Genomic DNA, 20,362 nt, shown 5'->3' on the forward strand with positions numbered 1-20,362 from the left:
TATCTTTTTTATCATCTTTTATTTGCTGTCAGGCCTGCCTTCGTCGGGTGCCAGCCGGTCGAGCACGATGTGGTAGCCGTCGGCGCCGTAATTAAGGCAGCGCTTGACGCGGCTTATGGTAGCCGTGCTCGCCCCCGTGCGCGCGACAATATCGTCATACGTATGCCCCGCCCGGAGCATGCGCGCGACCTCAAGCCGCTGGCTCATGGCCTTGAGCTCGCTGACCGTGCAGAGGTCTTCAAAGAACTGATAGCACTCATCGACCGTCTGCAGGGACAGCATCGCCTCGCATAGCTGGTCATTGAGCTCATCCTTGAGTTTTGGGTTTACCATACCCATATTCCCTCCTTGTACTATAAAATCATAAAAATCGCAAACTTGCTTTCAATCTTTAATCCTTTAGTTCGTGAAAATTTATTGTCATTATAACACAGGCGTAGCAAAAAGAAAAGCGCAAAATAAAAAAATGTTACATCTTTAACGAAGATGTAACATTTTAGGTATTCAGCTGTAATGTGAATATTCGCTGCTATTTCGGCAAAATCACCCATTCATCGCAAATTTCACGACAGCCCGCATGCCCGGCTTCAAGTCAAAGCCCAGCCCTGATGGGATAGAAATGCGGATGATGAGAATGTCCGGGTCTTCTTTTTCATCTTCGACCGCCGTCGTGGTCTTCGGGTCCTGATTGCCCGAGCCTGCCGGCACGAGCTGGCCGTTTTGGCCGTCCTGACTGCCCGCAGCATTCTGGTCCGTAGGATTGCCGCTCGCGTCGTTTGTATTGACGGCCGGCTGGCCGTTGGCGCCGCCTGCATCATTTGCATTCGCGCCATTCGTGCCAGCCTGTGCATTCACGCCGCTGCCATTTGCATTGCTGCTGTCGCTGCTGTCATCCTTTTTGGACGGCTGCTGGATATCCTGCACGGAGCCCTGCAGCTTGTGGCCGTCGATTTCATAGGAAACGAACTGGCCGAGGCGGATTTTCGGAGCTTTTTCGCTGCTGACGCGCGCTTCGACCCAGATATCATCGGCGTTGCCGACACTGGCAATCGTCTGACCGGCCTTGACGTCCGTGCCTTCGTCGATGCCATCGGCGTAGTAGACCGTGCCGGCTACCGGCGCGACGATATCGGTCTCGGCAGCATCCTGCTTGGCATTATCGAGGGCTGCCTGTGCCTGCTTGAGCTGAAGCTCGGCAGTCTGTACGGCCTTCGGGTCAGCCGGCTGGGTCGTCGTCTTATACGTGACGGCCGGTGCCGAAGATGCAGAGGACGCAGCCGGAGCCGAAGGTGCGGACGAAGCGGAGCTGGCCGAGTTGTAGGCCGCTACGGCAGCGTCGCGTTCGCGCGCGCTGACCGCGCCCATCTCATAGAGCTCCTGCATGCGATGCATGCGCGACTCGGCGGCAGCTGCACTCTGCGAAGAACCGCTGCTGCGTGCCGGCGCACTGGCGGCCGGCGCCGGCGCAGGGCCCGGCACAGCGACCGTCACGGTCTGGCCCTTCTTGATTTCATCGAGATTGCGCTGCGAAAGAGCCACGGTCTGCTCGAGGTTGGCGAGGTCATCATCCGTGATCTTGCTCTGCACGTGCGCGATGATGTCGCCGGCCTCGACGTGCTCGCCATCAGCCACGACTTTTTCCGTGACCGTCGCGTTGCCGTGGACCTTCGTCGCGACGAGTGAGCTGGCAACCTGTGCATCGTAGACATTGAAGTACTTGTGCTGATGCTGGTAGTAGTAAATGCCGCTCGCGGCGGCGACGGCGATGAGAATCAGGCCGACAAGGCCGTACTTCATGAAATATTGTACTTTTTTTGTGATATCGACTTCCAAGGTTGAACCTCCATCATCTTATATCATCTTAATCTTGTCGTATCAGCCATAAAACCTCCCTCAAAAGTGAGGGAGGTTCTTGTTGATACTATAAGGCTTAAAGGCTCAGCCGAGCTGTGCTTCGATGACAGCCATGGCCTTGTCAAAAGCCTGCGGCACGGCTTCGGCGTTCTTGCCGCCGGCCTGTGCCATGTCCGGACGTCCGCCGCCGCCGCCACCGACGACTGCTGCGGCTTCCTTGATAATCTTGCCCGCATGGATGCCGCGCTTGACGGCATCCTTCGAAGCCTTGACGACGAGGTTGACCTTGCCGTCATTGACGCAGGCGAGTACGACGACGCCGTTTTCGAGCTTGCTGAGCGTGATGTCTGCAACATCGCGCAGAGCGTCCATGTTCTCGACATTGGCCTTGCCCGTAACGACCGAGACGCCCTTGACGTCCTTGACACCGGCGATGAGCTGCTGAGCATCGGCTTTTTCCTGCATCGCAGCGACTTCGGCGAGCTTGGCAGCCTGCTCCTTATTCTCAGCCTGCAGTTTTTCAACCGCTGCCGGCACGTCCTCTTCCTTCGTCTTTAAGAGGGCTGCTGCCTTCTTGAGCACAGTAAACTTGCCGTTTGCATAGTCGAGAGCGGCTTTGCCCGTGATGGCTTCGATGCGGCGCACGCCCGAGGCGACGCCCGTCTCGCCGACAATCTTGAACATGCCGATCTGGCCAACGTTCTTGACGTGCGAGCCGGCGCAGAGCTCCATCGAGAAGCCCGGCACGCGGACGACGCGGACGACGTCGCCGTATTTCTCGGAGAACAGTGCCATGGCGCCTGCCTTCTTGGCTTCGTCAAGGCTCATATGCGAAATCTCGACATCCTGACCTTTGAGGATGACCTTGTTGACGAGTTCTTCGACGTCTGCGAGCTGCTGGGCCGTGACCGGCTCGAAGTTCGTGAAGTCAAAGCGCAGACGGTCCGGCGTGACGGACGAACCGGCCTGGTTGACCTGGTCGCCGACAACGCGCTTCAGGGCAGCCTGCAGCAGATGCGTAGCCGTGTGGTTGCGGGCCGAAGCGAGCTTCTTCTCCTGGTCGACTTCGATCTTGACCGTCTCGCCGACCTTGAGTTGGCCTTCTTCGACGTAGGAGACATGGTAAACCGTGCCGTCCGGCAGTTTCTTGGCGTTCGTCGCCTTGATGCGGCCGAATTCGCCAAGGAGCATGCCCTCGTCGCCGACCTGTCCGCCGCCTTCGGCGTAGAACGGGGTCTTGTCGAGGATGATGCCGGCCTCTTCGCCGTCCGTGATTTCGTCGACGAGCTTGCCGTCCTTCCAGATGGCAACGACTTTGGCCTCTTTGGCCTCCGGGTCAACCTTGAGTTTCGAGACATCGATGCCCGAAAGGTCCGGTACAGCGACGCGCTGGTTCTCGGCGCGGGCATTTCTTGCGCGTTCGCGCTGCTCGTTCATGGCCTTGTCAAAGCCCTCTTTGTCGAGGTCGAGGCCATTCTCGTGCAGGATTTCTTCCGTGAGCTCCCACGGGAAACCGAACGTATCGTAAAGACGGAAACCAATCTCGCCCGGCAGTTCTTTCTTGCCGTCCTTCGTGAGTTCCTTGATTTCGTCGTCAAGCAGTTCCATGCCCTGATTGAGCGTAGCAGCGAAGCGGTCTTCCTCGATGCTGATGACTTTCTTGATGTAGTCCTGCTTGGCAATGAGCTCGCCGAAATCGCTGGCATCGCGGTAGATGTCAACCACAGCATCGACGGCGCCCTCAAGGAATTTGCCCTTGATGCCGAGCATGCGGCCGTGGCGGATGGCACGGCGCAGGATGCGGCGCAGCACGTAGCCGCGGCCTTCGTTCGACGGCAGGATGCCGTCCATGATCATGACGGCCATGGAACGGGCATGGTCAGCGATGACCTTCAGCGAGATATCCGTCTTTTCGTCCTTGCCGTACTCAACGCCTGCTACCTTAGCGGCGTACTCGATAATCGGGTACAGCAGGTCCGTCTCGAAGTTCGTCTTCTTGTTCTGGACAACCGAAGCCAGACGCTCGAGGCCGCAGCCCGTATCGATGTTCTTATGGGCGAGGTTCTTGTACGAGCCGTCTTCCTGACGGTCGTACTGCGTGAAGACGAGGTTCCAGATTTCAAGATAACGGTCGCAGTCACAGCCGACAGCGCACGTCGGTTTGCCGCAGCCGCGCTCTTCGCCGAGGTCGATGTAAATCTCGGAGTCCGGACCGCACGGGCCAGGGCCGATTTCCCAGAAATTGTCTTCCATCTTGACGATGTGGTCCTGCGGGAAGCCCGGCTGGGACTTCCAGATTTCAATGGCTTCCGTATCATCCGGATAAACCGTGACCCAGAGCTTGTCTTTCGGCAGCTCGATGACCTGCGTCAGGAACTCCCAGGCCCAGGGAATGGCCTCGCCCTTGAAATAATCGCCGAACGAGAAGTTGCCGAGCATTTCAAAGAACGTCTGGTGACGCGCCGTGCGGCCGACGTTCTCGATATCGCCCGTGCGGACGCAGCGCTGGCTCGTCGTCACGCGCGTGCGGGGCGGCTTCATCTTGCCCGTGAAGAACGGCTTCAGCGGAGCCATGCCCGCACCAATCAGAAGCAGCGTCGGGTCATCCTGCGGAATCAGCGAGAAACTCGGCAGGCGCAGATGGCCTTTCTTTTCTGCGAAGAACTGCAGATAAGCTTCACGCAGTTCATTACCACTCATGTACTTCAAAAAAATCTACCCCCATAAGAGAAATCTACCGCTGTGCGGAAAAATCTCAGGATTTGTGCGTTAAGTTTTACATAACTATTTTCAAGTATACCACAAGGCCCGCGTATTTTTCCAGTAGTTTCACGAGTTTCGCATAAAGTTTTGCCGCTGCAGCACAAAAAAAGAGCTCCCGCAGCACAAAACATGAGGCGGAAGCTCCTGCTTCTATTATATTATGATATTCTTCGTTACGATTCGCCCATCGCGGCTTCGACGGCGGCCATGGCCTGTTCGGAGCCCATGAGGATTTCGCGCGGCTTGCTGCCGATGTTCGGGCCGACAATCTTGAGGTCCTCCATCTCATCAATGAGGCGCGCGGCACGCGTGTAGCCGACGCGGAACCGCCGCTGTAGGGAAGACGCCGAGGCCTGCCCCGTCGACATGACGAGGTTCACGGCGTCGGGCAGCAGCTCGTCGAGTTTCGGCTGACGGCCGCCCTTGCCCTCTTCTTTTGCTTCTTCTTCCTTCATGGCGTTTTCCGTGAACGAGATGATTTCCTCGTTGGCCTCCATCTCCTGCCCCTGCGCGCGGATGAAATCGAGGAGTTTCTCGACTTCTTCGTCGCTGATGAACGCACCCTGCACGCGCATGGGCTTGGCGGCGCCGACCGGATAAAACAGCATGTCGCCGCGGCCTAAGAGTTTTTCCGCGCCGCTGCGGTCGAGAATCGTGCGCGAGTCAATCTGACTCGACACGGCAAACGAAATGCGCGACGGGATGTTGGCCTTGATGATGCCCGTGATGACATCGACGGACGGACGCTGCGTCGCGAGCACCATGTGGATGCCGGCGGCGCGGGCCTTCTGCGCGAGACGGCAGATGGCGTCCTCGACATCGTGCGGCGCGACCATCATGAGGTCGGCGAGCTCGTCGATGATGATGACAATGGCCGGCATCTTGTCGTCAGGGAATTTATTATTGTAGGTTTCCATGTTGCGCACGTTGTGCTCGGCGAATTTCGCATAGCGTTTTTCCATTTCCTGCACGGACCAGTTGAGCACAGACGCGGCCTTCTTGGCCTCCGTGACAACCGGCACCATGAGGTGCGGAATGCCGTTGTAATTCGACAGCTCGACCATCTTCGGGTCGACGAGGATGAATTTGACTTCATCGGGCTTCGCCTTGAAGAGGATGCTCGTAATCAGCGTGTTGATGCAGACGGATTTACCGGAACCCGTGGCACCGGCGACTAAGAGATGCGGCATCTTCGCGAGGTCCGCAAAAATCGCCTGACCGCCGATGTCCATGCCGAGGCCGACCGTGAGTTTCGACTTGGCCTTGGCAAAACGCTCATTTTCAAGCACTTCGCGCAGGGCGACGCCTTCAAGCTCCTTGTTCGGCACCTCGATGCCAATCGCGGCCTTGCCCGGAATCGGCTCGATGCGCACGGACGTCGCCGCGAGGCTCAGCGCGAGGTCATCAGCGAGATTCGTGATTTTGCTGACCTTGACGCCCGGCGCCGGCTCAAGCTCGTAGCGCGTGACGGCCGGACCGTGGCAGGCGTTGATGATTTTCGCCTTGACGTGGAAATCTTCAAGCGTCTGCTGCAGGATGTGGGCCTTGTCGGCAATCTCCATCTCGAGCGCGGCATTGTGTTTCTTGACGTGCTTCGTGAGGATTTCCGTGACCTTCGGCAGGATGTACGGACGCGGCGGCGCGGCTGGGGCCTTATTCTCCTCTGCCCCCTGCGCTTCGCCGAGGCCGCCGCGCGAAACTTTTGCGGAGCCATCGAGGACGGCCGCGGCCGGCATAATCGGCGCAATTTCATCGTACGACGGCATTTCCGTCGGATGTTTCTTCATCGGGCTCGGCGACGGCGGCACGACAGGTGCCGTATGCGGTACAGAAACCGCCGGAGCCGGAGCAGCTGCGGCAGACGCGCCAAAGGATTCAGCCGAGGACGAAGGCATGCCCAGCGTGTCTTCCTCCCCGAGGCCTTCCTTCGAAGCGCTGCCCTCTTCCCGGCGGCGGCCGATGTCCCGCAGGCTCGCCGGCGGCGCCATCATGCCGATGGGCTCGATGGAATCCGGCAGGCCCATGGCCCGCGGTTCTTCTGCCGGCTCACTGCCGAGGGAATTTTTGCCAGCCGCGGCAGGCTCTGATTCCGCGCCGAAAGGTTCGACACCTTCCAAGCCGTAATCGCCGTGACTGCCCTCACCCTCATGGTTCTGGCCGTATTGAATGGTAAAGTCCGGCATGGACGAAGCAGCTGCGGAAGCTGCTGTTTCCTGAGCGGCCGCGGCTCCGGCGACACCCAAAGATGTTTCAGCAGCCGCCGCAGTCGTGGCAGTTTCCGCCGCAGGCTCAGCTGGCGCCGCAAAGCGCTTGTCCGCCGCCTGATTGTAGAAACTGCCGTGCTCCCTGACTTTTTCGACCTTCTCGCGCACGGCCTCAGCCACATGCGCCTCGACGCGGCCGCCGACTTCCACAGCCTTGCCGTACGTCGACTGCAGGGCCGAACCCGCGGCCGCCGCGCCCTTTTTCGCCTGCGCCTGCGTCTTTAAAAGCCCCGCGGCCAGCGACCACGTCGTCGAGAGCAGCACGGCACCGACCGTGCCGACGCCGAGGATGATGATGGAGCCGTCGACGCCAAAGAACTTGCGCAAAAGCAGCAGAAAACCGCCGCCCAAAAGTCCTCCGCCCGTCGGCAGGCTCTCGGGCATAATTTCCGCGCCGACCGGCACCTTGAAGTGATGCCAGATGGCCAGCACGGAGATAAAGAGCGCGAGAATGCCGAAAAAGCGCGGCGAATACTTCGGCCCGCGGTGCCTTGTCATGTACGTCCAGGCAATCAGGAGAATCAGGACGGCAATGAGGATGGAACCGACGCCGAAGAAATAGCGCAGGAATTTGGCGAAATAGACGCCGACAAAACCCACGTTAAGGCCGCAGATGCCGCAGATTGAGATGAGGCCGGCAGCAAAAAGCGCGAGGCCAAAAAGCTCATAGCGGCGGCCAGAATGCGCTCGCGCGACCTTATGGCCCGTCTTCTTCGTGGCCGAACGCACAGGCTTGCGCCGCGTACGCGGGCGGGCAGGCGTTGTCTTTTTCAAGAAAATTCCTCCTACAAACACATATATTATTTCGGCATGAGATAATTAGCAAATGGCGGGAAGGACTGTTTCGGTTTGATGATTTCAGCAAAGGGGCCGGTGAAAATATTTCGGCTTCGGTGCTCCATGTAAATGAAGCCCATGATATAAAGATATCCTTAGCCATTTCGCCGTCTGCCACGGCGTTCTCACATCGCAGGACTTAGCCCATCTTTCTTGGACTTCAGCCCTGCAGGCAGAACATTCCACACCTGCAGGCGAAATATTTCCCCCAGCCCTAGTTTCTTTTTATTTACATCGTAGATTCCAAACTTCGTCAGTGACCGAAACAGCCCTTCCCACCTCAGCTGCTTTCAGTCTACATTATAATAAGCCGAAGCCCCACTCTACCGACAAAAAATCGTGCGTTATCCTCTCGCAGAAGGTGGTGAAGACACCTCCTGCGAGAGCAAAAAGGCAGGACGTGACTAGGAGCGGGGGAATATTTTCGCCTGCAGGCGCTGCAGCGACTGCCCGCAGGGCTGGGAGCCGGGAAAACTTTACCTAATGCCACAGTGTCAGAACGCCGCGGCAGGCGGCGAAGTCCCTTTTTCTCAGCAAAACCTGCATGGCTCCCATTTAGCGGAAGCGCCGAAGCCGAAAATATTTCACCGCTCCCCTTGCCAAATGTATCCAATTTTCGCGAACCAGCCCCGCGTACTATTATTTCGTCAGCCTCTCTGCACATTTCTGTGCTTCAAAGAAGATGCGTTCCTTATCGAGCGTCAAGAGCTCGCGCCCTTCCATGAGGACTTTGCCGTCGACGAGCACGGTGTCTGCGGAGTCCGCATGTGCCGAGTAGACGAGCAGCGATGCGAGGTCGTTGCGCGGGTACCAGGCCGCGCTGTTCATATTGAAAAGCGTGAAATCGGCCTTGCAGCCCTTTTCGATTTTGCCGACATTTTTGAGTCCTGCAGCCTTTGCGCCGTACTCCGTGCCCATCTTGAGGGCTGTGCGGGCCGGTACTGCCAACGGGTCAAGGGTATTGACTTTATGCAGCATGGCCGCGAGGTTGATTTCCTCGAGCATGTCGAGGTTGTTGTTCGACGAGGCACCGTCCGTGCCGAGGGCCACGCAGACGCCCTCTTTCAGGAGGCGCGGCACCGGCGCGACGCCGCTTGCGAGCTTCATATTGCTGCCCGGATTGTGCGCGACGCGGATGCCGTATTTCTTGATGATGGCGATGTCCTCGTCGTCGAGGTGGACGCAGTGCGCGGCAAGCGTGCCGCTTTCAAAGAGGCCCGTCTCCTCAACGTAGCGGAACGGGCGCTTGCCGTACGTCTTCGTGATCTGTTCGATCTCAGCTTTCGTCTCCGCCATGTGGATATGGACTTCGGCGCCGCATTTTTTTGCAGCTGCGCTGACTTTCTTCAAAAAGTCCGGCGGGCAGGTGTACGGGGCGTGCGGGCCGAACATGACCGTGATGCGGCCGTTTTCAGCTCCATGGAAGTCGTGAAACAGGCTGACATTTTCCTCGAGCTTCTTGTCGCCGTCCGGTGCCACGCCGATGATGCCGCGCGAGAGCACGGCGCGAAGGCCCGAGTCAATGGCGACTTCGGCGACCTTTTCCATGTACGGGCCGTACATGTCGACGAACGAAGTCGTGCCGCCCTCAATCATCTCGACGGCTGCGATCATCGCGCCCCAGTAGATGTCTTCTTCCTGCATCTTCGCCTCGGCCGGCCAGATCATATTGTTGAGCCAGTCCATGAGGTTCATATCGTCGGCGTAGCTGCGAAACAGCGTCATCGAAGCGTGCGTGTGCGCGTTGACAAAGCCCGGCACGGCGAATTTATCCTTGCCGTCGATGATTTTGGCCGCATGGAAGTCCGCCGGCACCTCGCCGACGCCCACGATTTTATCCTTGTCAATCATGATATTCGTGAGTGGCGTCGTGCCGTCCGGCAGGAACGCATATACGTTTTTAATCAGTGTCTTCATGATTTATATTCTCCGTTTACGCAAGACTTACGCCATTACGCCATATTGAGGTAAGCGCGCTGCTCCGGCGTCAGCGTATCGATCTTGATGCCCGAAGCCTTGAGCTTGATTTCCGCAATCTTCGTGTTGATTTCCTCCGGCATCAGGTGAACGCCCTTCGTCATTTCCTTGCCATGTTTCAGGAGATGCAGAGCCGAGAAGAACTGCACGCCGAACGAGAGGTCCATGATTTCGGCCGGATGACCGTCGCCGGCAGCGAGGTTGACGAGGCGGCCTTCAGCGAGCAGATAGAGCTTGCGGCCGTCCTTCTGCTTGAATTCTTCGATGTTCTTGCGGACCGTGCGGCGCGAAACAGAGAGGGATTCGAGCTCCGGGATGTTGATCTCGACGTCGAAGTGGCCGGAGTTTGCCATGATGGCGCCGTTCTTCATGACTTCAAAATGGCGCTTGCGGATGATGTCCTTGTCGCCCGTCAGCGTCAGGAAGATATCGCCGATTTTCGCGGCTTCATCCATCGGCATGACACGGAAGCCGTCGAAGACAGCCTCGATGGCCTTAATCGGGTCGACTTCCGTGACGATGACATTGGCGCCGAGGCCGCGCGCACGCATGGCACCGCCCTTGCCGCACCAGCCGTAGCCGGCGATGACGACGTTCTTGCCGGCGATGACGACATTCGTTGTGCGCATGATGCCGTCCCAGGTCGACTGGCCCGTGCCGTAGCGGTTATCGAAGAGGTATTTGCAGTATGCGTCGTTGGCTGCAATCATCGGGAATTCGAGCTTGCCTTCGTTTGCGAGAGCTCTGAGGCGATGAACGCCCGTCGTCGTCTCCTCGCTGCCGCCGATGATGCCCGAGAGCAGCTCGCGGCGTTTCGTGTGCAGCATGTGCACGAGGTCGCCGCCGTCGTCGATGACGAAATCCGGCTTGATGTCGAGGGCTTTATTGATGAAGGTATCGTATTCTTCCGGCGTGCAGTCGTGCCAGGCGAAGACATGCAGACCATCCTCAACGAGGGCCGCGGCGACATCATCCTGCGTCGACAGCGGGTTGCTGCCCGTAATGGCGACTTCGGCACCGGCATGATGGAAAATCTCGGCCATATAAGCCGTCTTGGCCTCGAGGTGCAGCGTGATGACCATCTTCTTGCCAGCAAAAGGCTTCGAGACGGAGAATTCTTTATCGACAGCCGCCATGACCGGCATGAAGTTCTTTACCCAGTTGATTTTATCGTGGCCCGAAGGAGCCAGTTTGATATCGCGAATCATTGATTCCATGAAAAATACCTCCTAATAAACATTCTACCCTTTATTTTAGCACGAAAAAAACTTTGCGTCACGCCCATCTGTCCCGCGCGCACATTTACAGGCCTTTCGAGCCATGCGGGGGGCAAAAGACATAACGCAAAATTCAGCGGTTCAGTAACTTTTCAATCATCATGTAGTCCGTGAGGTCGACCATAAGCGGCGTCACGGCGATAAAGCCATGCTCGACGGCGTAAATGTCCGTCGGCTCGCTCTTGTCCGTGTCGAAAATCTCGCCGGCAACGGTGTAGAAAATGCGGCCGTCCTCGCGTTCCTGCTTCTTGAACGCATTGTGGTAGTCGCGCTTGCCCTGACGGCCAAAGACGACCTGCGGCCGGCCATCCTCGCCGAGCGCATACCTTCGCGGGAAATTGACATTCCAGAACACGGGCTTTTCCTCTTCGGCTGCCGCGCGACCCTTCATGACCTGCTCGAGAAGCTTCGCAAATTCTTCGGCCGCCTCGTCGTAGGAAATCTCGCTGTCCACGTCCATCGATACAGCAAACGACGAGATATCGTGCAGCATGCCTTCCATCGCCGCGCCGACCGTGCCCGAATACAGGATGTCCGTCGCGAGGTTCGCGCCGTGGTTGATGCCCGAGACGACAACATCGGGCTTTTCCTCGGCAATGGCCTCAAGGTAGAGCTTGACGCTGTCCGTCGGCGTGCCGTCGACGGCCCAGGCCTCGATGCCGTATTTTTCCCGCAGTTTGTCTGCCTGCAGCAGCTCCAAGGGTTTGCCGACATTCAGCGCATGGGCCATGCCGCTCTGCTGACGCGCCGGTGCTGAAACGACAACCTCGTGGCCTTTGGCTAAAAATGCCTTGACGAGGGACTCGAGGCCGTAGGCCGCTACACTGTCATCATTGGAGATGAGGATTCGCATAGATTCACTTTCCTTCCTATTATATATAAGGTACAAAAAAGGCCCCTTTTCGCAAGGAGCCGTTATCAGCAAATGGTGACCCACCACGGAATCGAACCGTGAACCTACTGATTAAGAGTCAGTTGCTCTGCCAGTTGAGCTAGTGAGTCATGGTGACCCACCACGGAATCGAACCGTGAACCTACTGATTAAGAGTCAGTTGCTCTGCCAGTTGAGCTAGTGAGTCATCATTTGTTATATTGTTCTTGATTGCCATGTCCGCAACCAACGAATATTATTATAAACGGGACTCATTGTTCTGTCAATACTTTTGCGTGATTTTTTTAATTTACGGCATCTGCCCCGCTCTTGGCTGCCTCAGATGATGTACCGAGGGACTGCAGCTTGAAAAAGGCCGTGCCAAAGATACCGGAAAGTACCGAAGCACAGAGAATGCTGATTTTCGCGAGGTCGAGCTGTGCGGCCTCGGGGAAGGCCAGCGACGCGATGAAAATTGACATCGTGAAGCCGATGCCGCCGAGCATGCCCGTTGCGGCGAGCTGGGCCTTCGTCGCATTTCCCGGCAGCTGCAGCTTGAAAATCTTGCAAAGCAGGAATGTCGCACCGAAGATGCCCAAGGGCTTGCCGAGGCAGAGGCCCGCGAGGATGCCGAGGAAAATCGGCGAAGTGAAATCGAACGACGCCAGCGAGATGGCCACACCGGCATTTGCGAGCGCGAAAATCGGCATGATGCCATAGGCCGACCAGGGCTCCAGCGCATGCTCAAGCTTATGAAGAAGCGAGTTTTCCGGCTTCGCTGCCGCCGGAATGGAAAGGCCGAGGAGCACGCCTGCAATCGTCGGATGAATGCCGGCCTGCAGGAAGGCGTACCAGGCCACGAGGCCCAGCGTGATATAGAGCGGCACAAAGCGCACGCGCAGCCTGCCGACGACAAAAGCCGCAGCGATGGCCAAAAGCCCCACAAAAAGGGCGCCAAACGCGAGGTCGGAATTGTAGAAGAGCGCGATGACAACGATGGCGCCGAGGTCATCGACGATGGCCAGCGCCGTCAAAAAGACAACGAGCCCCAAAGGAGCCTGCCGCGCCGCGATGGTCATGATGCCGAGGGCGAAGGCGATATCCGTGGCCATCGGAATGCCCCAGCCGCCAAACGTCGGCTGCCCGAAGTTGATGGCCGCATAGAGGATGGCCGGCACGATCATGCCGCCGAGGGCCGCGCCGACGGGCAAGAGCATCGCCGAAGCCGTGCGCAGCTCGCCGTAGAGGAATTCGCGCTTAATTTCAAGGCCGATGACAAAGAAGAACACGGCCATGAGGCCATCGTTGATCCAGTGCAGCAGCCCCATCTCGATGACGTAATCCCCTGCCCCGATGGCAAGCGGCAGATGCAGGATATGCTCGTAGCCGGCAGCAAGCGGCGAATTCGCGAGAATCAACGCGAGGATGGCGCAGCAAAGCAGGATGACGCCGCTGCTCGCCTCCCAGCGTAAAAACGCGAGGAACGGCTCGGCCACGGCCTGCAGGGAATGAATGAAACGAATCGGATCTTTCATGAACATCACTTCCTTTTATATTGGACTATTTTATATCATATTACTCTATTTTAACTTTACCATAAAATCGTCCGCAAGAAAAGGAATTCGATTACAAAAAAGCATCACATGGATGCCATTTCCTTATGAAAGCACGCGGAAATGGCTCTGTGATGCATGGAGAGAGGCTTAACGTTTCGGGATATGTTTCATGAAGCGGATCGGCAGCAGCAGCACGAAGTTGAAGACGAGAATCGTCAGGATCAGCAGTGCGCCGATGCCGTTCGCGATGGCATCGCGGTCTGGCACAAGGCCCGTACTCATGAGATACCAGAGATGGACGGCCAGCGTCTCGCCGCCGGCCATGACGTCCGTATCGAACATGTGGCGCGAAACCGTCGTGCCGGCTGTGAAGATGAGGATAGCCGTTTCACCGAGGGCACGGCCGGCCGTCAGCGTGATGCCCGTGATGATGCCCGGCATGGCACTCGGCAGCACGACCTTGAAAATCGTCTGCAGTTTCGTCGCGCCGAGGGCCAGGCTTGCCTCTTCATACGACCTCGGCACCGTGCGGATGGATTCTTCCGTGACGCGCACGAGCATCGGCAGATTCAGGAGCACCAAGGTCAGCGAACCGCCGAGAATGGAAAAGCCCATGTTCATCATATTGACGAAGATGATCATGCCGAACAGGCCGAGGACGATGGACGGCACCGTTGCGAGGCTCTCGACCGACAGGCGGATGCACTTCGTGAGTTTATTTTCACGTGCGTACTCCGCGAGGTAAATGCCGGCGCCCAGTGCAATTGGAATGGAAATGGCCATGGAAATCAGCAGCATGTAGAACGAGTTGAAGAGCTGCGAGCCGACGCCGCCGCCCGCCATCATGTCGCTCGATTTGCCGAAAATAAAGTGCGGCGAGAGCACGGGCAGTCCCTTATAAAGAAGGTACCCGAGGAAGGCCGCAAGCAGGCCGAGGATGAAGAAGCCCGTGAGCCAAAGGCCGGCTCTGGCAATCTGATTTTGTACTTTTGAATTCATAGCTTAAACCCTCCTCGTACCGAAGCGGCGGATGACGAGAATCATCGCGAGCGACAGCAGCAAGAGCACGAAGGCCATGAGGAACAGCGCGTTGCCCCAGACCGAGCCAAACGGCGTATTGCCCATCTCGACGACGATGTTGCTCGTCAGCGTGGCCGTCGGGGAAAACAGCGACGTGATGACCTGCGGCGTATTGCCGATGAGCATCTGCACGGCCATGGTCTCGCCGACTGCACGGGCCATGGCGAGGACGACAGCCGTCAGGATGCCCGGAGCCGCAGCCGGCACGATGACGTGCACGATCGTCTGCCACCACGTAGCGCCGAGGGCAAGGCTCGCCTCTTCCAAAGGTCTCGGCACGGCGTTCAGAGCATCCGTGCTGATGGAAAGAATCGTCGGCATGATCATGATGGCAAGCACGAGGGATGCAGCGAGCACGCCAAAGCCTGTCGACGTGCCAAACGTATCGCGTAAGTAAGGCACGAGCAGCTGCAGGCCGACATAGCCGTAAACGACCGAAGGAATCGCGACGTAAAGGTCCGTAGCCGGGCGCATGATGTTCTTAAGCCATACAGGAGCGACCTTCGCGAGAAAAATCGCGCCCAAAAGGCCGAGCGGCGCGCCGATGAGGACCGAAAGAAGCGTCGTCGCGAGAGAACCGATGATGAACGAAAGTGCACCAAACTTGCCAAGCGACGGATCCCAGCTTGCGCTGAAGAAGAACTCAATCGGGCTGACCTCGGCAAATGTCATAAGGCCCTGCCGTCCAACAAAGAAGATAATCGAGAAAATGATGATTGTCATGAGACAGGCAGCCGCGATAAAGAGATACCGCCCGCACTTGTCGTAGAATAGCCTGCGTTCATGACCGCCGCCCGGGGATTTCTGCTCCAGACGGCCGATACTTGCTGCCCGTTCCATTTTTTTACCTCCTGAATATACCTTACTTACTCTATCGTTTCCGATGTCCTACATAAACGTGATGCAGGACCGAAGCCCTGCATCATCTGTTATTCCTTTATCAGGAACTTTTACTTTTTCATCTTGTTGACCGGGATGAAGCCGAGCTTCTCAACCTGGCTGTTCTGGAACTCATCGCTGAGGATGTAGTCGATGAAAGCCTTGACTGCGCCAGTCGGCTCACCTTTCGTGTACATATGGCCATAGCCGTAAATCGGATATTTGCCATCGATGATGTTCTGCGGGGAATACTCAACGCCGTCGAACTTCAGGACTTTGACGGAATCGTCAGCGTACGGAGCATCGACATAGCCGATGGAACCCGGCGTGCTGGCAATAGCGGCACGGACAGCACCGTTGGAATCCTGGATAACAGCGTTATCCGTGAAAGCTGCGCCCTTCAGGACGACATCGCTGATCGTTGCGCGCGAACCCGAAGATTTTGCACGATGGATGAGGGTGATTGGCTGATCGTCGCCGCCAACGTCCTTCCAGTTCGTGATCTTGCCCGTCAGGATGTCAATGGCCTGCTGCTTCGTGATGTTGTCGACTTTGTTGGCCTTGTCGACGATGAAGACGAACGGCTCAACGACGACCTTATGGTCAACGAGGCCCTTGTCTTTGTACTCGTCCGGCAGGTTGACATCCGAATCACCAATCTGGACAGCGCCTTCAGCGACCTGATTCATGCCCGTGAAGGAACCGCCGCCGGCGATGTTGACCGTGACTTTATCGTATTTATCCTGGAAAGCTTCCTGAGCCGGTTTCAGGAGCGGCAGCAGTGCCGTCGAGCCCGAAGCCGAGATCTTGCCGGAGATTTCCTGCTGAGCAGCGCCGCTGCCCGAGGAACTTGCTGACTGCTGGCCACCGCCGCAGCCCGTCAGCATCACTGCCATGCTGGCAGCAATCGCACCGACGGAGAGAATTTTCTTCATCTTGCTGAGTTGACTAAACATATCCATTTCCTCCCAAATCATTTGCTGATTGGCAACTACCGGAACCATTTGGTTCCCTTCATCGTTCTCCTATATCGTAGCAAAGATTGGGCGGGGAATTGTTGTGCCTTTGTAAATTCCATGTTAAGAAAAACGGCAGAATAAAAAGCCTCCCCTTTTCCCCTTGCAGGAATAAAGGAAGGCAGTCTATAAGAGCCGGCAGAAGTCTCATCAAAGCATCCAGACAACCGCAATCACGAGCGCGGGCAGGAAATTTGCAACGCGCACATGCGGCAGTCCGAAAAGGTTCGTCCCAACGCAGAAAATCAAAATATCGCCGACGGCACTGAGTGCCGACAAGGCCTCAGGCGTCATAAAGGGCTCCAACAGCCCCGCTGCGAGGAAAATCGCGCCCTGAAAAATGCCGACCGACAGCGCCGAAAAGATGCAGCCCCTGCCGAGTGCCGACGTCATGATCATCACGATGACGGCATCGAGCACGGTTTTCGCAAACAGCACCGACGGGTCCGCAAGCAGCCGGTCGTTGATGGAGCCAATGACGGCCATCGCGCCGATGCAGACCGTCAGCGACGCCGTGACAAAACCATCGACAAAGCGCGTATCGCCGCTGCTGCCCGTCTTTTTCTTGAGCCAGACGCCAAACTGTTCCATGCGGTCCTCGATGTTGATGGCCTCGCCAATCAGAGCCCCGCCGATGAGGCTCGCCAGCATCCGGTACGTCCCCGTCAGCTCAACGCCGCCCTCTGTCACCACCAGCATTTCCTTGACCGTCCCCGTCAGCCCGAGAAAAATCACCGCGACCGCACAGGCCATCATCAAAGTCTTCTGGAACCTCTCCGAAATCAGCCGCCCAAAGCCAAGTCCCACAAGGCCGCCTGCAACAATCCCCAATACATTCGCCAAAACACCAATCCCCGGAAACAAAAAATCCCCGCCCTTCTATTATAATGAAAGATTTCTTCCATAAAGATACCTTCCATTATAACACAGGACGAGGATGATGTTCATTTTACTTCGATATCCAGCACTTTCTTGACAGCCCCCGGCTTCTCCTGAAACAGCTCAAGTGTCAGTCCGTCCGGCAGCTGCACCCATTTTTCAGGCTTGCCCTCGATATGATGGACGCCCTCGACGGCGAGCATTTCCTTTAATACTTCAGGCATATCCTCGACGACGATACCGAGGTGATGCCCCTGCCCTGCCTTGTAGTCATCCGGTGCGGCCACGAGCTGGATGCCGCCCTTGAGCCAGACCATTTTGAGCTGACCGTCTTTTTCCTTGCGGCGCGTTTCCGTCATGCCGAGAATCTTCTCGAAAAAATTCTTCGTCCATTCGATATCCTGCACCGTTACCGCGGCGTGTTCCACATACGACTGTCTTGCCATAGTTCACCATTCCTTCATTATATATTATGCTGCAATCATCAAAAATCTTCCGGCAGCGGCAGGCCGAAGTGGATGCAGACATCGGGGAAGCCTTCTACCGGATACCAGCCGCGGATTTTGTCGGGGATGGCATGGTCCGTCTGGGCCTTGCCCGTCTCAAACATCTTCTCGAATTTGCATTCGCGGTGCGATTCCGGCGTGCCGATTTTGGCGCAAATCATGCCTTCCTTGAAGCCGGCCTTCTCTGCCTTGATGTTCGCAGCCAAAATCTTGTGCTCACGGTCAATCAGGCGTGCCACGCCCGGAAAATAATCATACGTCTGATGAAATTCTGCCTTGAGTTCTTCGATGGTCTTTGCCACGCTGCTCGCTTCCTCTCTTATAGTCGAACAAAACTTTCCTAAAGATATGTACTTGTATGTATTCGCCGCCCGCGGCCATTTTCCTGCCGCGCGGCCTTCTCTCATCACATAGCCCCGACAATCTGCTGCAGATGTTCGAGATAGACCCGCCCGTAGCGCGACAGCACCGTCTCTTTGCGCATGATGCAACCGATTTTCATCTGTTCTTTCATTTTCAGGGGCTTTGCGATGATGTTGTCGCCGTTCAGCGCGTGCGAGATGACGCCGGAGCAGACGGTATAGCCGTTAAGCCCGATGAGCAGATTAAAGAGCGTGGCCCTGTCCTGCACGCGGATATTTTTCTTCTGGTCCGTCGCGTCGAGAAATTCCTCCTGATAATAAAACGAGTTATAAACGCCCTGCTCGTACGTCAGGTACGGATAATTCTTCAAATCCCGCAGCGTGATGACCTCTTTTTCCGCCAAGGGATGCTGCGCGGAGATAAAGACATGGGGCTTGGCCGTAAAGAGCTCCGTAAACGTCAGGCTGTGCGCCGCAAAAATCTTCCGAAGGATTTTTTCGTTGGCATAGCTCAGATAAAGAATGCCGAGCTCGCTCTTCATGTTGGCCACGTCCTCGATGATTTCGTGCGTCTGTTCCTCGCGAATCGTAAAGTCATACTGCGGCGCGTCAAACTCGCGGATGAGCTGGACGAACGCATTGACGGCAAACGAATAATGTTGGCACGACACGGTAAAATGCGGTTTCTGCTCCTTGAGGCCCTTAAACGTGTCCTCCAGCTCATCGGCCTCGTCGATGACTTTGCGCGCATAACCCAAAAAACGCTCCCCGTCCGGCGTCAGCGTCACGCCCTTGTTCTGGCGCAGGAAAAGCGTCAAGTTCATTTCCTTTTCGAGTTCGCGAATCGCGGCCGTGACGCTCGGCTGCGAGACAAAGAGATGCTCGGCCGCCTGCGTGATGTTCCCCGTTTCGGCCACCGCGATGAGATAACGAAGCTGCTGCAGAGTCATAAGAAGTCCCCTTCCTTTTGTCATAGGATGTTCCTATGACAGACAATATATTTTCGATATTTTTAATTCCATTTTCCTTCCTGTATAATAACGTACATAGAAAGAAAACACAAGCATTCATATAAATTTCGTATGAATTATTAGGAGGAACCCATTATGACGACTGAACGAATCCCTTACCGCTATGATATTGTCGGCAGCTTCCTGAGAAAGCCGGAGCTCAAGGCTGCGAGAAAAGACTTTGAAGACGGCAAAATCACGGCTGCAGAGCTCAAGGCTCAGGAAGACAAGAGCATCCGCGAGCTCGTGGCCGACGAGAAAAAGGCCGGCCTCAAGGCCGTGACGGACGGCGAATACCGCCGCGCGTTCTGGCACCTCGATTTCCTTTGGGGCCTCGATGGCGTCGACAAAGTCAAGGCCGAGCATTTTTCCATCGCCTTCAAGGGCTTTCAGCCGAAGGCCGAGACGATTAAAATCACGGGCAAGATTGACTTTCCCGAGAATCATCCGTTCCTCGACCACTTCCGCTTCCTGAAGTCCGTTGCCGGTGACACGACGGCCAAACAGACGATTCCTTCGCCGTCGATGCTGCACCTCATCTGCTGCGTCCGCAATGCCGACTACCAGCCGATTGAACGCTACCAGAACGAAGATGACCTTTTTGCGGACATCGCGGCCGCTTACCAGAAAGCCGTCAAAGCTTTTTACGAAGCCGGCTGCCGTTATCTGCAGTTCGACGACACCTCGTGGGGTGAGTTCTGCTCCGCCGAAAAACGCAAGGCCTACGCCGAGCGCGGCATCGACGTCGACGCCGTCGGCCGCAAATACGTCGAGGTGCTCAACAAGATTCTCGAGGTCAAACCGGCCGACATGACCATCACGATGCATATCTGCCGCGGCAATTTCCGTTCGACCTGGTCTTCCGCCGGCGGCTACGAGCCCGTTGCCGACATTCTCTTCTCCCACTGCCATGTCGACGGCTTCTTCCTCGAATACGACTCCGACCGCGCCGGCGGCTTTGAACCGCTGCGCTTCATCAAGGACCAGAAAGTCGTCCTCGGCCTCGTGACGTCCAAGACGCCAGAGCTCGAGAAAAAAGAGGACGTCATCGCCCGCATCCACGAAGCCGAAAAATATCTGCCGCTCGACCAGCTCTCGCTGAGCCCGCAGTGCGGCTTCGCCTCGACGGAAGAAGGCAACCTCCTGACCGAAGACGAAGAATGGGCCAAAATCCGCCTCGTCAAAGAAATCGCCGAAGAAGTCTGGGGCAAATAAGGAAATAGAAATACGA

At 56.7% G+C, this 20,362-nt stretch carries 16 protein-coding genes and 2 tRNA genes; 1 reads left to right on the forward strand and 17 read right to left on the reverse strand.

The genetic code is table 11. From position 1 onward, the window contains the following. Positions 1–18: 18 nt before the first annotated feature. The 17 genes from ACE419_RS04375 to ACE419_RS04455 form a co-directional block, all read right to left on the reverse strand. Positions 19–333: a YerC/YecD family TrpR-related protein gene (locus tag ACE419_RS04375; protein WP_432647851.1), complete on the reverse strand. Its 315-nt coding sequence runs from the start codon at positions 331–333 to the stop codon at positions 19–21. Positions 334–543: 210 nt separating this feature from the next. Continuing rightward, positions 544–1,833 carry an HlyD family secretion protein gene (locus tag ACE419_RS04380; RefSeq protein WP_432647850.1) on the reverse strand — a complete coding sequence of 430 codons (1,290 nt, stop codon included), beginning with the start codon at positions 1,831–1,833 and terminating at the stop codon, positions 544–546. Positions 1,834–1,938: 105 nt separating this feature from the next. Beyond that, complete coding sequence (alaS, locus tag ACE419_RS04385; protein WP_435721250.1) at positions 1,939–4,554, reverse strand: alanine--tRNA ligase; 2,616 nt, start codon at positions 4,552–4,554, stop codon at positions 1,939–1,941. 236 nt (positions 4,555–4,790) lie between these two features. Next, positions 4,791–7,655 (reverse strand): FtsK/SpoIIIE family DNA translocase, encoded by a 2,865-nt coding sequence (locus tag ACE419_RS04390; RefSeq protein WP_435721149.1) that lies wholly within the window; start codon positions 7,653–7,655, stop codon positions 4,791–4,793. 702 nt (positions 7,656–8,357) lie between these two features. After that, positions 8,358–9,635 carry an amidohydrolase gene (locus tag ACE419_RS04395; protein ID WP_435721150.1) on the reverse strand — a complete coding sequence of 426 codons (1,278 nt, stop codon included), beginning with the start codon at positions 9,633–9,635 and terminating at the stop codon, positions 8,358–8,360. Positions 9,636–9,670: 35 nt separating this feature from the next. Beyond that, entirely contained in the window at positions 9,671–10,912 is a 1,242-nt protein-coding gene (locus ACE419_RS04400; protein ID WP_435721151.1) for an adenosylhomocysteinase, read from the reverse strand. A gap of 133 nt (positions 10,913–11,045) precedes the next feature. Beyond that, the gene (gene surE / locus ACE419_RS04405) at positions 11,046–11,825 is read right to left on the reverse strand and encodes a 5'/3'-nucleotidase SurE (protein WP_435721152.1); all 780 of its coding nucleotides are present in this window, start codon (positions 11,823–11,825) and stop codon (positions 11,046–11,048) included. A gap of 73 nt (positions 11,826–11,898) precedes the next feature. Further along, a tRNA-Lys gene (locus tag ACE419_RS04410) sits at positions 11,899–11,974 on the reverse strand. Between the two features lies 1 nt (position 11,975). After that, a tRNA-Lys gene (locus tag ACE419_RS04415) sits at positions 11,976–12,051 on the reverse strand. Between the two features lie 97 nt (positions 12,052–12,148). Then, positions 12,149–13,378 carry a Na+/H+ antiporter NhaA gene (gene nhaA / locus ACE419_RS04420; RefSeq protein ID WP_435721153.1) on the reverse strand — a complete coding sequence of 410 codons (1,230 nt, stop codon included), beginning with the start codon at positions 13,376–13,378 and terminating at the stop codon, positions 12,149–12,151. Between the two features lie 168 nt (positions 13,379–13,546). After that, positions 13,547–14,398, reverse strand: coding sequence for a phosphate ABC transporter permease PstA (gene pstA, locus ACE419_RS04425; protein ID WP_435721154.1), 852 nt, complete (start codon positions 14,396–14,398; stop codon positions 13,547–13,549). 3 nt (positions 14,399–14,401) lie between these two features. Further along, positions 14,402–15,319, reverse strand: a complete 918-nt coding sequence (pstC, locus tag ACE419_RS04430; protein WP_435721155.1) for a phosphate ABC transporter permease subunit PstC — start codon at positions 15,317–15,319, stop codon at positions 14,402–14,404. A 110-nt stretch (positions 15,320–15,429) separates the two neighbouring features. Then, a complete protein-coding gene (locus ACE419_RS04435) occupies positions 15,430–16,314 on the reverse strand; it encodes a phosphate ABC transporter substrate-binding protein (RefSeq protein WP_435721156.1) in 885 nt (294 codons plus the stop codon). 210 nt (positions 16,315–16,524) lie between these two features. Then, positions 16,525–17,238 (reverse strand): DUF554 domain-containing protein, encoded by a 714-nt coding sequence (locus tag ACE419_RS04440; RefSeq protein WP_435721157.1) that lies wholly within the window; start codon positions 17,236–17,238, stop codon positions 16,525–16,527. 80 nt (positions 17,239–17,318) lie between these two features. Next, positions 17,319–17,699: a VOC family protein gene (locus ACE419_RS04445; RefSeq protein WP_435721158.1), complete on the reverse strand. Its 381-nt coding sequence runs from the start codon at positions 17,697–17,699 to the stop codon at positions 17,319–17,321. Between the two features lie 38 nt (positions 17,700–17,737). Beyond that, positions 17,738–18,061 (reverse strand): hypothetical protein, encoded by a 324-nt coding sequence (locus ACE419_RS04450; protein ID WP_435721159.1) that lies wholly within the window; start codon positions 18,059–18,061, stop codon positions 17,738–17,740. Positions 18,062–18,165: 104 nt separating this feature from the next. Then, on the reverse strand, positions 18,166–19,071 hold the full coding sequence (locus ACE419_RS04455) for a LysR family transcriptional regulator (RefSeq protein ID WP_435721160.1): 906 nt from the start codon (positions 19,069–19,071) through the stop codon (positions 18,166–18,168). Positions 19,072–19,227: 156 nt separating this feature from the next. Between ACE419_RS04455 and ACE419_RS04460 the strand changes: the two genes are divergently transcribed. Further along, a complete protein-coding gene (locus ACE419_RS04460; RefSeq protein ID WP_435721161.1) occupies positions 19,228–20,346 on the forward strand; it encodes a 5-methyltetrahydropteroyltriglutamate--homocysteine S-methyltransferase in 1,119 nt (372 codons plus the stop codon). Positions 20,347–20,362: the final 16 nt, after the last annotated feature.

It is taken from the genome of Mitsuokella apri (assembly GCF_047974105.1).
Taxonomy (GTDB): domain Bacteria; phylum Bacillota; class Negativicutes; order Selenomonadales; family Selenomonadaceae; genus Mitsuokella.

Bases quoted from the DNA above. Each gene is read 5' to 3' on its own strand.
- nhaA (WP_435721153.1), bottom strand. From the start codon at position 13,378: ATGAAAGATCCGATTCGTTTCATTCATTCCCTGCAGGCCGTGGCCGAG.
- ACE419_RS04375 (WP_432647851.1), bottom strand. From the start codon at position 333: ATGGTAAACCCAAAACTCAAGGATGAGCTCAATGACCAGCTATGCGAG.
- pstC (WP_435721155.1), bottom strand. From the start codon at position 15,319: ATGGAACGGGCAGCAAGTATCGGCCGTCTGGAGCAGAAATCCCCGGGC.
- surE (WP_435721152.1), bottom strand. From the start codon at position 11,825: ATGCGAATCCTCATCTCCAATGATGACAGTGTAGCGGCCTACGGCCTC.
- pstA (WP_435721154.1), bottom strand. From the start codon at position 14,398: ATGAATTCAAAAGTACAAAATCAGATTGCCAGAGCCGGCCTTTGGCTC.
- ACE419_RS04400 (WP_435721151.1), bottom strand. From the start codon at position 10,912: ATGGAATCAATGATTCGCGATATCAAACTGGCTCCTTCGGGCCACGAT.
- ACE419_RS04435 (WP_435721156.1), bottom strand. From the start codon at position 16,314: ATGTTTAGTCAACTCAGCAAGATGAAGAAAATTCTCTCCGTCGGTGCG.
- ACE419_RS04460 (WP_435721161.1), top strand. From the start codon at position 19,228: ATGACGACTGAACGAATCCCTTACCGCTATGATATTGTCGGCAGCTTC.
- alaS (WP_435721250.1), bottom strand. From the start codon at position 4,554: ATGAGTGGTAATGAACTGCGTGAAGCTTATCTGCAGTTCTTCGCAGAA.
- ACE419_RS04395 (WP_435721150.1), bottom strand. From the start codon at position 9,635: ATGAAGACACTGATTAAAAACGTATATGCGTTCCTGCCGGACGGCACG.
- ACE419_RS04445 (WP_435721158.1), bottom strand. From the start codon at position 17,699: ATGGCAAGACAGTCGTATGTGGAACACGCCGCGGTAACGGTGCAGGAT.
- ACE419_RS04455 (WP_435721160.1), bottom strand. From the start codon at position 19,071: ATGACTCTGCAGCAGCTTCGTTATCTCATCGCGGTGGCCGAAACGGGG.